The organism is uncultured Eubacterium sp. (genome assembly GCF_934295145.1).
In the GTDB taxonomy this organism is placed as follows: Bacteria; Bacillota; Clostridia; order Lachnospirales; family Lachnospiraceae; genus Eubacterium_I.
Genome location: NZ_CAKRAS010000069.1, coordinates 1 through 13050 on the forward strand (window position 1 = coordinate 1; position 13050 = coordinate 13050).

Annotated in this window: 11 protein-coding genes and 1 pseudogene; all 12 read right to left on the reverse strand. The window is 40.8% G+C overall.

The window, feature by feature from the left end:
* The coding region (locus Q0I54_RS11670) for a GGGtGRT protein (protein WP_296118828.1) at nt 1-999 on the reverse strand (999 nt) is incomplete at its 3' end.
* A gap of 6 nt (nt 1000-1005) precedes the next feature.
* Nucleotides 1006-1698: an iron-sulfur cluster assembly scaffold protein gene (locus tag Q0I54_RS11675; protein WP_296118829.1), complete on the reverse strand. Its 693-nt coding sequence runs from the start codon at nt 1696-1698 to the stop codon at nt 1006-1008.
* Nucleotides 1699-1956: 258 nt separating this feature from the next.
* Nucleotides 1957-2622 (reverse strand): UDP-N-acetylglucosamine pyrophosphorylase, encoded by a 666-nt coding sequence (locus tag Q0I54_RS11680; RefSeq protein WP_296118830.1) that lies wholly within the window; start codon nt 2620-2622, stop codon nt 1957-1959.
* Nucleotides 2623-2941: 319 nt separating this feature from the next.
* Nucleotides 2942-4297, reverse strand: a complete 1356-nt coding sequence (locus tag Q0I54_RS11685; protein WP_296118831.1) for an APC family permease — start codon at nt 4295-4297, stop codon at nt 2942-2944.
* 105 nt (nt 4298-4402) lie between these two features.
* Nucleotides 4403-5104 (reverse strand): cysteine hydrolase family protein, encoded by a 702-nt coding sequence (locus tag Q0I54_RS11690; protein ID WP_021740060.1) that lies wholly within the window; start codon nt 5102-5104, stop codon nt 4403-4405.
* 297 nt (nt 5105-5401) lie between these two features.
* On the reverse strand, nt 5402-7420 hold the full coding sequence (locus Q0I54_RS11695; RefSeq protein WP_296118832.1) for a DNA topoisomerase: 2019 nt from the start codon (nt 7418-7420) through the stop codon (nt 5402-5404).
* A gap of 145 nt (nt 7421-7565) precedes the next feature.
* Nucleotides 7566-8216: a YkgJ family cysteine cluster protein gene (locus Q0I54_RS11700; RefSeq protein ID WP_296118833.1), complete on the reverse strand. Its 651-nt coding sequence runs from the start codon at nt 8214-8216 to the stop codon at nt 7566-7568.
* Between the two features lie 144 nt (nt 8217-8360).
* Nucleotides 8361-10574, reverse strand: a complete 2214-nt coding sequence (locus Q0I54_RS11705; protein WP_296118834.1) for a beta-galactosidase — start codon at nt 10572-10574, stop codon at nt 8361-8363.
* 252 nt (nt 10575-10826) lie between these two features.
* Nucleotides 10827-10904: pseudogene (locus Q0I54_RS11710) on the reverse strand (DUF6219 family protein); the annotation flags it as partial.
* A gap of 19 nt (nt 10905-10923) precedes the next feature.
* Entirely contained in the window at nt 10924-11331 is a 408-nt protein-coding gene (locus Q0I54_RS11715; protein WP_296118837.1) for a thioesterase family protein, read from the reverse strand.
* Entirely contained in the window at nt 11331-11858 is a 528-nt protein-coding gene (locus Q0I54_RS11720) for a flavodoxin family protein (RefSeq protein WP_296118838.1), read from the reverse strand. Before Q0I54_RS11720 ends, Q0I54_RS11715 begins: the two co-directional genes overlap by 1 nt.
* Nucleotides 11859-11888: 30 nt before the next feature.
* Entirely contained in the window at nt 11889-12875 is a 987-nt protein-coding gene (locus Q0I54_RS11725; RefSeq protein WP_296118839.1) for a Gfo/Idh/MocA family protein, read from the reverse strand.
* Nucleotides 12876-13050 lie beyond the last annotated feature (175 nt).

Sequence of the window (13050 nt, forward strand, 5' to 3'; positions counted from 1 at the left end):
AGCCTTAGCAGCTTCCTCTACGGAAACGGCAACTGCTACTGTAGCACCTACCATTGGGTTATTACCCATACCGATTAAGCCCATCATCTCTACGTGAGCCGGTACGGAAGAAGAACCTGCAAACTGTGCATCAGAATGCATACGTCCCATTGTATCTGTCATACCATAGGAAGCAGGACCTGCACCCATGTTATCTGGGTGAAGTGTACGTCCTGTACCACCGCCGGATGCTACTGAGAAGTATTTTTTACCCTGCTCGATACATTCTTTTTTGTATGTACCTGCTACCGGATGCTGGAAACGTGTCGGGTTTGTGGAGTTACCTGTGATAGATACACCAACATTCTCATGATGCATGATTGCAACACCTTCCTGAACATCATCAGCACCGTAACATTTTACGGAAGCACGAAGTCCTTTGGAGTATGCTTTCTCATATACAACGTTCAGTTTTGCTTCTTTGTAGTCATATTTTGTCTCTACAAATGTGAAGCCGTTGATACGGGAAATGATCTGAGCTGCATCTTTTCCAAGACCGTTCAAGATAACACGTAACGGTTTCTGACGTACTTTGTTTGCTTTCTCAGCAATACCGATAGCACCCTCAGCTGCTGCGAAAGACTCATGACCTGCTAAGAAGCAGAAGCACTCTGTCTCCTCTTCCAGAAGCATTTTTCCAAGGTTACCATGTCCCAGACCTACTTTACGATGATCTGCTACAGAACCCGGGATACAGAAAGCCTGAAGTCCCTCACCGATTGCTGCAGCTGCCTCAGAAGCTTTGCGGCATCCTTTTTTGATTGCGATAGCTGCACCTACTGTATAAGCCCAGCATGCATTCTCAAAACAGATCGGCTGGATTTTCTTTACCTGATCGTATACATCCAGACCAGCATCTTTTGTGATTTTCTCTGCTTCTTCGATAGAAGCAATTCCATAACTATTTAAAACAGAATTGATCTGGTCAATTCTTCTTTCATATGATTCAAATAAAGCCATTGTCCATTACTCCTTTCTCGGATCGATGATTTTTGCTGCATCAGCTACACGGCCATACTGACCTTTTGCTTTCTCCCATGCAGTATTCGGATCATCGCCATTTTTGATAAAGTCAGTCATTTTGCCAAGGCTTACGAACTGATATCCGATTACCTCATTATCCTCATCCAGAGCAATGCCTGTTACATAACCTTCTGCCATTTCCAGATAACGAACACCTTTTTCTTTTGTTGCATACATTGTACCAACCTGAGAACGAAGTCCTTTACCAAGATCCTCAAGACCTGCACCGATAGCAAGACCATCATCAGAAAAAGCACTCTGAGTTCTACCATATACAATCTGTAAGAACAGCTCTCTCATTGCTGTATTGATCGCATCACAGACAAGGTCTGTATTTAATGCCTCTAAAATTGTTTTACCCTGTAAAATCTCTGCTGCCATTGCTGCGGAATGAGTCATACCGGAACATCCGATTGTCTCGATCAAAGCCTCCTCGATGATACCTTCTTTTACATTCAGAGTCAGCTTACATGCACCCTGCTGCGGAGCACACCAGCCTACACCGTGTGTAAAACCGGAAATATCTTCAATTTTTTTGGAGTGAACCCATTTTCCCTCTTCCGGGATTGGAGCAGGTTCATGTTTTGCGCCTTTTGCAACCGGGCACATCAATTCTACTTCTTTGGAATAAATCATTGTAAAACTCCTTTCTATGTATGAATGTTTTTTGAAAGAGATCCCATACCTTATACCTATCCTCTATTGCTTTTCGCAGAAAACGTGATTTATTTTCTATCGTATTTCAACTGTGGTTTTATGCACAGGATTACTTTGTTATTTTTTTAACATCCTTATGTATTTTGACACATTTTTCGTCATTCGTAAAGTACTTTCTGACATTTTTTTTACAAAATTTTGCTTGTATCAAAAATAGCACAAATGAGTTACGGCTAATTACTGTTTTTCTACGATTTCATTGCGGTTTTTGTAAATAGAATGTGCCGGTACCACGCCACGGACTGCAGATAACGGATATACATTACTTTCCGGGCAGATTACTGTACCAGGATTTAATACGGAATTGCATCCTACTTCGACGTTATTGCCAAGCATCGCACCGAATTTCTTTCTGCCGGTAGCGATTTCTTCTTTGCCGTCACGTACAACAACTAATGTTTTGTCGGATTTTACATTTGAAGTAATGGATCCTGCCCCCATATGTGCTTTATATCCAAGGATGGAATCACCTACATAATTGTAGTGTGGAACCTGAACTTTGTTAAACAGAATCACATTCTTTAATTCCGTAGAGTTTCCTACAACTGCGCCTTTTCCAACGATTGCTGAACCACGGATAAATGCACAGTGGCGGACTTCTGCTTCCTCATCAATGATCAGCGGACTTCCAAGAAAAGCTGTCGGTGCGACATTTGCATTTTTTGCAACCCACACATCTTCGCCGCGTTTCTCATATTTCTCCGGATCCAAAGTGGCGCCCAGTCTTTTGATATAATCAGAAAGTCCGTCTAAAAGTTCCCACGGATACTCTGCCGTCTCCATATATTCTTTTGCAATTGTTTCATTTAAATCATACATATTTGTGATCTTACACTGTTCCATTTTATATTCGTATTCCTTTCATACTATGTTTTTCATCACTCTTATTGTGCCACGTTTTTCATTCTTTTTCCAGTCCTTTTTTCCTGAATTATCCGTGTTGGTAAAAATAGCTTTTTGCAACTCTCCCAATACAAATAGAACCCTGACCTGTGCAACATATCTGTCACATAAGTCAGAGTTCCCTTTTACTATTTCAAGTCGAACGCACGTGAGACTTGGTGCGTGATTCTGGTCAGCGTAAACTGACATATTCATCTCAGGATCACTGCACCTCTACACTGTCTATATTTTTCTCTGAAACAACAAATATCTCCATATGTTATCTCTGTTTTTCTGTATCCGGATTTGTAATTACTTCTTTCCAGTTCTCCGGGTCTTTTTTCTGCATTGCTTTTGCGTAAGCCCAGAAAGGAATTCCGAGTACGATATAAACAATCAGAACAATCCACGCATTCCGATCCATTGTCGTAATCGTCACATAAATAACGTACACGCAGAAAATGATAGATGCTATACCAAAAAACCACGGAATCCGTAATTTATATGGACGCTCCCATTCCGGATGAGAACGACGCAGTTTCAGGAAGGACAGTGCAACCAGCAGATATACAACTCCGGCTGTCAATCCGTAAATCGTGTAAATATAGTTTACCCATGCATCCGGTGCAAATACCGTAAAGTAAATGGATAAAATACCAACAATAATATTTGCCAGAACCGGCTGTCCATGTTTGTTTACTTTTGCCAGCTTCTTCGTAAACTGTGCCTGCTTTGCAGCTCCAAACAAAGTACGGGACGCACACATCCAGAATCCGGACAATGTGGTCAGACAGGTTCCTGTTCCCATGATGACAATTACAATACCAAGCCAATGCATATCGATTATATCAGCGACACGCGGATCTACGATATCTGTCTGAAGCACCCAGTCCTGCGAAATAATTCCACCGACACCGACCACAGCCATACCATAAATCAATACCGTAAATCCAAGAGAACCAACGAATGCCTTCCACATTTTCTTTTTCGGGAAGTTTGCTTCCTCGGACAACTGCGGAATCAGATCAAATCCGATAAATTTCATGATCAGCAACGCAATGGCTGCTGAGAATCCCTTTCCACCGGACGGAAACAGATTCCCTCTGAAATTAGAAAAACTCCAGGAGCCGCTGCAAATAAAGATTACAGATGCTACCAGTGAAACAATCAACGTTGCCCAAAACAAAATACTCTGCAGTTTTGCGATAAATTTTAATTCTTTATTGGTCAGGAAAAACCATACAACAAGAATGATTGCCGCAACCAGCTTTGTCTGTCCGGAAGTGATCGGATGAAGATATCCGATCATACTTGCTATACCGTAAGATACAGTAGGCATCGCCATAACATAAAGTAACAGCACAAACCAACAGCAGACCCATCCGGTGTTCCATCCAAATGCATTGGAAACCCAGACATTTTCACCGCCTGCATACGGCAGCATGGTTGTCATCTCTGCATAAATAAAACATAATGGTAACACAAATACTGCACACAGGATCAGTGCAAATAAAGAACCTGTACCGGTCAAACTAAACCAATACTGAATCTCCACCATCCACGCAGCAATCATTCCGCCGGCAGCCAATGCGATCAGCTGCGGCAATTTCAATGTTTTCTTTAATCCCTGTTCCATTTTTTACACTTCTTTCTCTCAACAACTATTCCTAATGAATAATCTTATTTTGTAATCTCTCCCTTCCCCAATGCACTTATATCGCCGCATCCCCCAGACACGTTTTTATTTACGGTTTTTCTCAATCACTTCAATGGTTTCGTCAGAAGATAATACGTTACAGTAGATCACATTCATGATTTTTAACTCTGCATCATGCAATTCCTGATCTGCTGCTGCACAACCATCTTCCACACAAATAATTTTGAAATCATTATCTGCCAGATCACGAATCGTACTTGCCACGCACTGATCTGTCACAATACCGCAGACTACAATCGTCTCAATGCCCATGTTCTGCATCAGACGTACATAATTTGTTCCTGTAACAACACTATCTGTTGTCTTATTTACCACAATTTCATTATCCTGTGGAGCAAGTTCATCGATCATAGCTGCATTTACGGAATTTACCGGAAGCAGCATTCCGTTCCATCCTTCGGATTTCTGTACTGCACAGCGATCCTCTCCATTATCCAGCAGGCAGGCAATTCTTCCATATGTAACATACATATTGTTTGCGCGGAAATAATCCAACATTTTTTTGCAGGCCGGAATTGTCACATTATCCAGTCTGTCATGGAATGGAATCCAACGCTCCCACTCTCCCATTTCCTTAAACTGCAATGCTTCGCCCATATCTCTGCGCACAAATTCATTCTGCATATCAATGATCAGCAATGCTGTTTTTTTCGGATCCAGTTCGATATCCGGAAATTCTGTCATCGTCTGATAGTAAAAGGATAAATACTTTGGATTTGGTTTCATTTTTTCGCCCTCGTTTTCTTCAGAATGTTATCTGATTTTTATAGGTAAAAAGCACTTCAGGTAAAACTCCCAAAGTGCTCCTTCGCTTAACGTGTCATATTATACATGGTGTTCTACATAAAATCAAGTATTTTTTGCAGTTTTTATGTATATTTATTCATTTTTCGTGCATATGTTGCATATTTTTTATGAATCGATCTTTGCCTTTATTATAAAAATCCAAGTTGAGCATATATCAGTTGTGGATAATCGTGATACCCCTATATCTACAATGCTCTTTTTACTCACAAAGCATTCTTAGCGCGATTTTTTATAGAATGGTGCCACCCGTTCAAAGGAATCCTTTATGATATACTGGTTCCGAAGTCCCAGTACACCACTTGTACGGCTCTGAATAAAGTGTGTCAGTTTTGTCATATATTCCTCTGGGGTAATCGTGCCTTCCGCCACATAATTCAGGCCTTTTTCCCAGCTTGCCGTCAGTTCGGGATTCAGCAGTGACTTGATAGATGCCGATACGGTATCATAAATCAGCTCTCCCTGTAAGGTCGGTGTAATAATCTGTGTCTTTTTATTCAAACTGAGGTATTTGTTGTTCACCAGTTTCTTCAAAATCTCCGCACGGGTCGCACTTGTGCCGATACCGGAACCTTTAATCTGAGCGCGCAACTCCTCATCTTCAATCAGCTGTCCTGCATTTTCCATTGCAAGGATCATGGAACCGGAATTGTAACGTTTTGGCGGAGAAGTCTCTCCCTCCTTGATGGCATAACCTTTTACCGGAAGTGTCATACCTTTTTTGATTTTTGCAATCTGTTCCAGTAAATGTGCATCGCCGCTCTTTTCATTGGAATCTGCATCATTTTGACCGGTTGTATCTTCTGTCTTTTTCTTTCGGAAGGAATATTCCATCACCTTCAGATACCCAGGATCTGCTAAAACCTTAAAGGAAGCAAAAAAACGTTCTGTCTCCATCCCCATTGTCAGACTCACTTTTTTATAAATAGCCGGTTCGTAAAAAATAGCCAGAAAACGACGTACAATCGTCTCATATACTTTCAGTGAAACCGGATTTAAACCTCGCATAGCTCCAAGTCCCTGACCGGTTGGAATAATTGCATAATGGTCTGTGATCATTTTATCGTTAACATAACGTGTCTTCGCAATCTGTTTGTAGCTTTCTTTTTCAAGAATTTCTTCTGCAAACGGACGCACCATATTGATCCCTTTTAATCCGGAAATATTCTTTGAAATCTCCTTTGCCACAGCACTGGAAAGTACACGGGCATCGGTACGCGGATAGGTCACCATTTTTTTCTCATACAATTCCTGCACTACACGCAAAGTCTCATCCGGACTGATCTTAAACAGTTTGGAACAATCATTCTGAAGTTCTGCCAGATTGTACAGTAAAGGTGGATTTTTCTTTTCCTGTTTGCGCTCCACTGACATGACTGCCGCTTCCTGTGGTTCCAGACTTTTCATCCAGTTGATCAGTTCCTGTGCATCTTTCTTTTCCCGGAAACCGTTTTCCTTATAAAGTTTCGGTGTACCAAAATATTTTGATCCGGGAACTGCGCGCCATTCGCCTTCAATGGTCAGGCCTTCAAATTCCATACTGTTTAACACACGATAAAACGGCGTTTTTACAAAATCACGGATTTCCCGTTCCCGGCGAACCACCATGCCAAGCACACAGGTCATAACACGTCCAACGGAAATGACCGTATATTTCTGATTTAGAAAACCAGCCAATGTATTGCCATATTTTAATGTCAGTAATCTTGAAAAATTGATTCCCATCAGATAATCTTCTTTGGCGCGCAGATATGCAGATTCCGATAAATTATCATATTCTGACAAATCTTTTGCTTCATGGATCCCGCGTAAAATTTCTTCTTCCGTCTGAGAATCAATCCAGACACGACGGCGTTCTTTTCCCTTTACACCTGCCATCTGCTCTACCAGACGGTAGATGTACTCTCCTTCCCGTCCGGAGTCAGTACAGACATAAATTGTATCTACATCCGAACGATTCAACAAGTTCGATACAATTTTAAACTGCTTACTCACCCCCGGAATCACTTCATATTTAAATGTTTCCGGAATAAACGGTAAGGTCGACAGACTCCATTTTTTGAACTTCATATCATAGGCTTCCGGATAACTCATAGTTACCAGATGTCCTACACACCAGGTAATGACCGCATTTTCTGATTCCTGATAACCATCGAAGGTACGCATATCTTCTTTCAGTGCCTTGGCAAATTCGCGGGCCACACTTGGTTTTTCTGCTATGTATAAAGATTTTCCCATTCAAACTCCTTATTAACTATTGTTTCTACTATTCAAGTCGAACGCACGTGAGACTTGGTGCGTGATTCTGGTCAGCGAAAGCTGACATAAGCATCCCCCCCTCACCCGCCACTTAGTGCTCCACGCACTTGAAGCGGGGGAATGCTTATCTGCGTTCAAACTGTTCAAGCCGTTCGTAGAAACCATCATAAAAATTCTCCTGCTGTACAGGAGTAAAATAAAACATTTGAAGAAACAGCATATTTTTCCGTTTTGCTTCCTCTTCGTTATAATTTTGCATCGTCTGGCGAAGAGACTTTGTGAGTGAATGCCATTTTACTAAAAAGTGTTCATAATCCTTCACTCCATCCACTTCAAGCCACTTACTTACTTTCATCTTTGATTTATTTTTTGCCGGACAGGCATCTGTCAGCAGAAAATAGCTCAGCTTTTCCCCTTCATAATTTCGCCCCAGAGGAAACAAACGGCAGATTCCCGGTCGAAATCCATGAATACTGCATCTGCCTTCTTCATTTAAAAAAGAACATTTTGGTCCTGTCGCGGATGGTGCCATTTTCAGATTCGGAAGGATCAGACCATCTTCCACATGCAATTCTATCGCACCTGCAAGCAGTTGTTCAAAACTCTGTCCAAGGTTCCGTTCCAGACGCCAGACATCCATCGGATCCAGCAAAATCGATTCACCCATATCACGACAACAAGCCGAACAGCCATTGCAGTCATGACAACCTACTTTTACCATGTCGTTGCTGCTATATAACTTTCCATCTGATATATCTTTTAAATATTCTTCCATCTATTTCACCCGTCTTTCAAAAATCCAGTAGTTGCATTATAACAAAAATGCAGTGGTTTTCCAAGGGGTAGATTTACGGACAAACGTCCCCTGCTCATTGCTTATCGCAATTCAGGCAGAGGACATTCTCTTTTTCTTCAACCATTACAACTTTTCCTTACACTCATACACACAACGGATATCCTTTAAACTGCAACATCTTCCATTTACATAATCCGGCTGCGTTTCCAGATATATCTTATCATCTTCCTCAAGTGGATACAACCGTAGTATCAATTCCGTTGGAAAATCAAATCGTTTCAGACTGACTTCCCAGACATCACCAATATAATACTGATCCGCAATTTTCTCACCATTCAGGTAAAGTTCTGCCTGATCTGCCTGGAAATCAATCTGAAGGAAGATATTTTCTTTTACTGCATCATATGCTTTGTCATAGGAAATTCGGATCACATATTCCTGATAATCTTTGCCAGTATCGTCAATCGCACATGCTTCTGACTCGGAAAAATCTGTTTTTTCTTTCAGTATAATGCAGTTATTTACATCTGTATGTGTAAATGACACGACAGTCTGATTGTCTGCTGCCGTCAGATCATGGCTCAGCACGCAAATTGTGGATGCATCACCTTCCACATGTAAGAAATCCGGAATGATATCTGATTTTTTCCACCCATTGCCAATCCACGTTTTAGCATCTTCCACAGTTGCATCCATGATTATCCAGCAGTTTTTCTGTGCACGATCACTGCGACAAATTACCTCTATCCCATTTTCTGTTTCCAAAATAGGTGACTCACAGAAAAACAGTATATTTGGATATTTTTTCATGCACCATGCACATTTTGCCCAGGTTCGATCCACACTGATAAGCACTTGACCAGACAGTTTTTCATCTGCCTCATACTGCATTTTTTCAATTCCATAGAAAAACCATAGTTTCTGGTTGATATTGCATAATGGTGTCTGATTAATCCAACGTAATGTCACGTCATCTGACAGCGGAAAATTAAACGGATAAAAGAAGTAATCTCCATTTTTAATATCCTGTTTTGGGAAACTTATTTCTCCATCTGCTGTCTGAACATGCAGCATCACATCTTTATGCTCTGCCATCTCATAGCCACGTTGATAATTATTTACAAACAAATAACCTCGATCACCGTTTCTGCGTGTAATCATGCGAAATGCAGATAAATCTTCTGCATCCTGAAAATCTCCGGTATGAACTGAAGTACTCTCACAGTCATCCCCCGCAAACTGTGGCTGCATATCACAAAATGTCTCCCCATAATCATGCGCAAACATGGAAAGAAGTTTCAATTCTTTTGCTGTCTCTGAAATCTGACCATATTCACGGATCGGTGCCTGAAAATCATAGGAAAGTTCAGGGACATCGCAAAAGGAACCCACCGCCGTCGATTCCTGTAAGCTACTGAGTTTTCCTTTCGGATTTGTCCCACCGTGATACATATAATAGCCCAACAGGTTACAACCGCTTCCAAGTTTGCATACTGACATCGCTCCGATATCTTCTGCTGCCACCCGTGGTCTGCGATGATGTGTCACCTGCACACCGCCACCAAGTTCTGCGGTCAGATACGGATACGCATCTTTATCAAATGACAATTCCATGCCCGGCGCATAATCACTGCCAATATTTCCATCATTTCGCACCGTTGAAAACAGATAATTTTTGTTTGGCGGAAGCTGTTTTAAAGAAGCATCCCATGGGGCATCACAATAACCGCCCATAACCGGTATCAGATCACCAAGAACCGCACCGCCCCATCCGGTTGCTGTCCAATAAGGTGCTTCAAAACCAATCGTTTTTGCCAGTTTTGTTAGCGTCCGCATATGCTGCTCTCCGTCAGCACCACGCAAGCCACCCACATGACCATATTCATTTTCAATCTGAATACCAAGGATACAATGTGTTCCTTCCACTTCTTTATATATTTTCTTCCAGAAACGTTCCACCAAAGCCAGGTAATCCAGGTCATCAGAACGTAATTTATATCCTTTTTTCAGCAGCCAGTCCGGAAAACCACCATTTCGTGCCTCTCCATGCGCCCACGGTCCAATACGAAGCCACACATGCATCTGCCATTTCTCGCATAATTCCAGAAAACGATGCAGATTGCGTTGACCGGAAAAAGCAAAGACACCTTCTTCTTCCTCATGATGAATCCAAAATACATAGGTTGCTATAATATCCATGCCACAGGCTTTCATTTTTCGAATCTCATCTTCCCATTCCTTTTCCGGGCATCTGGAAAAATGAAACTCCCCCATCATTGGAAAAATTGCTTTTTCATTTTTGAGTAATGATACTCCGTTAATACTGTATTTTTCCATTCCAAACTCCTTTTCTCATATTTATCTACTAAACAATTAGTTTTCGTTTTATTACTTTGTCTATTGTATCATTTTAGTTCCATGCTTCCTATTTATTTTTTATCGAAATTTTTGCTTTTCTTATTTAAAAAATTGCTCTAAAGAAAAGAAAAAGCCTTCTGCCATTTAACTGGCAAAAGACTTTTTTCATTTTTACATATTATACATATCTTCTCTATGTTTTCCATTTTTTTAATTTTATTTTGACTTATGAATTATTTTATGACCTGAATAAATTGCCATGATCATACAAAATAATGCCGCAATGCTCCACCATTTATGTGCTTTCATCGTCTCATCCCTCCATTTCTTACTCTGCCAGTTCACTCAATGCATGATAAAAGTCCGGATATTCTCTTTTTAACCGAATCAGCTTGCCTTCCGGATTGATAAATCCATGTTCTGAATATCCCTGACATACAATTTCTCCCTGCTCATTTGTCATAGTATATTGCAATTTCAATTTTACTTCTTTAAATTCTTCTACTATAACGTCAATATCAATGACATCTTCAAAGGTTGTGCTTTTTTTATATTTGCAGTTTACTGCTATAACCGGAGATATAATGCCTATTGACTCCAGTTTTGCATAGTCCCATCCAATCTGTCTGAGAAAATCAATTCTGGCTTCTTCCATCCAACGGATATAATTTGAATGATGTGTAATCCCCATTTTATCTGTTTCATAATACTGCACAATATGTCTGTATTTCTGCATTATAAAGACTCTCCCAATGCTTCTACCTCTGTCAGCTTCGGACAGGTACTCATGCTGCCTTTGCTTTCCATGTTTGGAACAGTAATGATTCCACAGTTCTCCCACTTCACATAAGCAGCCGTTGCACGATACTGTTCGATTGCCGCATCAAATACATGATCTGCACCGGCATCTAACAACAACGCTGTTTTTTGAAAATGAAATCCTGCTGTTGCCCCCACATACAAACGGTCGATGACTGCTTTTAACTGTGCAGTGATATCGAACCAGTAAATCGGAGATGCAAATACAACCATATCCGCATCTTTCAATTCTGCATACACCTGTGTCATATCGTCTTTCTGTGCACATTCTCCATTATGAGAAAAACAGTACTCACAAGCCATGCATCCACGAATTTTCATGGTACCAACAGGTAAGTTGACTACTTCATGCCCTTTTTTCTCAGCGCCTTTTGTAAATGCCTGCGTCATAATTTCTGTATTTCCACCTTTACGTGGACTTCCGTTTAATACTACGATTTTCATATTTATGTTCTCTCCTTTTTCATTAAAAATCTAATCCCAGTTCTCTTCCGGATATTTCATACCCCAGTCTTTCCGAAGTTTTGTCATAATATCCATGACATCTTTGGTATATTCCAGATGCATTCCATCTGCATTGCCGCTGCGCACTGCCTGCTCCATATCCAGCATTTCATAATACAGTGCATTGACAGTCTCACCTTCTGTGATTTCTGTCCGTTCCCCGGTTTCGGCGTCCACGATAACTGCTTTATCAGCGCGTGGGTATTCCATAATTTCTATATATCCTTTTTCGCAGCTGATCATGGCGCGTTTTGGCTGTTTTGAATGCATGGATAATGCTACTGTTGCCATCTGCCCCTGTGAATTCTGCAGCAAAACAGTTGCCTGCTCGTCGGAACCTGTCGGAGATGGTTTCCACTGACTTAATATATTGGTCGGAGTCTCATTCATAAAACTACGGACAATCGAAAGTGCATAAACACCAATATCAAGCATTGCTCCTCCCGCCAGATTCAGATTGAAAAAGCGGTTCTTCATATCATATTCCTTAAAGCTGCCAAAATTCATTGTTATGATCTGGACTTTTCCAAGTGCTCCTTCTTTTACGATGTTCCACAATTTTTTATAAATTGGCATATGCCAGATGGTCATGGCTTCAGCCAGAATTAAATTCTTTTCCTGTGCCAGTGTGATCATCTGATCCAGTTCTCTGCTGTTTAATGTAATGGATTTTTCGACAAAAAGATGCTTTCCATGCTGTAATGCCTTTTTCATAAAGGCATAATGCGTGTTATGTGGACTGGTAATGTAAATAATATCGACGTTTTCATCCTCAAACATATCATCAATCTGATCATATACTTTCTGCACACCGTATTTTTCTGCAAAATCTACCGCTTTCTGATAGGTACGGTTTCCAACTGCATACAGGGATTTTCCCATTTTCTGCAGCGCCTGCGCCATTTCATTTGCAATCACACCGGTACCAAGTACCGCCCAGTTAAGGTTTTCTCTCATCTCTTTTGCCTCCTGAAATTTCTTTTGCTTATCTGCCACATATTTTCTCACAGATTCATTATTTTTTCTATGCTTTTTCTGTAAAAAACTTGATAAACTGATATGCTCCCTTTTAGGCAGACAAGTATAATAATAAAAACTTGTTGCCTAGAAGGGAGTTTTTTTATTGGGAAGA

Bases quoted from the DNA above. Each gene is read 5' to 3' on its own strand.
- Q0I54_RS11690 (WP_021740060.1), bottom strand. From the start codon at position 5,104: ATGAAACCAAATCCAAAGTATTTATCCTTTTACTATCAGACGATGACA.
- Q0I54_RS11695 (WP_296118832.1), bottom strand. From the start codon at position 7,420: ATGGGAAAATCTTTATACATAGCAGAAAAACCAAGTGTGGCCCGCGAA.
- Q0I54_RS11680 (WP_296118830.1), bottom strand. From the start codon at position 2,622: ATGGAACAGTGTAAGATCACAAATATGTATGATTTAAATGAAACAATT.
- Q0I54_RS11705 (WP_296118834.1), bottom strand. From the start codon at position 10,574: ATGGAAAAATACAGTATTAACGGAGTATCATTACTCAAAAATGAAAAA.
- Q0I54_RS11725 (WP_296118839.1), bottom strand. From the start codon at position 12,875: ATGAGAGAAAACCTTAACTGGGCGGTACTTGGTACCGGTGTGATTGCA.
- Q0I54_RS11675 (WP_296118829.1), bottom strand. From the start codon at position 1,698: ATGATTTATTCCAAAGAAGTAGAATTGATGTGCCCGGTTGCAAAAGGC.
- Q0I54_RS11685 (WP_296118831.1), bottom strand. From the start codon at position 4,297: ATGGAACAGGGATTAAAGAAAACATTGAAATTGCCGCAGCTGATCGCA.
- Q0I54_RS11715 (WP_296118837.1), bottom strand. From the start codon at position 11,331: ATGCAGAAATACAGACATATTGTGCAGTATTATGAAACAGATAAAATG.
- Q0I54_RS11700 (WP_296118833.1), bottom strand. From the start codon at position 8,216: ATGGAAGAATATTTAAAAGATATATCAGATGGAAAGTTATATAGCAGC.
- Q0I54_RS11720 (WP_296118838.1), bottom strand. From the start codon at position 11,858: ATGAAAATCGTAGTATTAAACGGAAGTCCACGTAAAGGTGGAAATACA.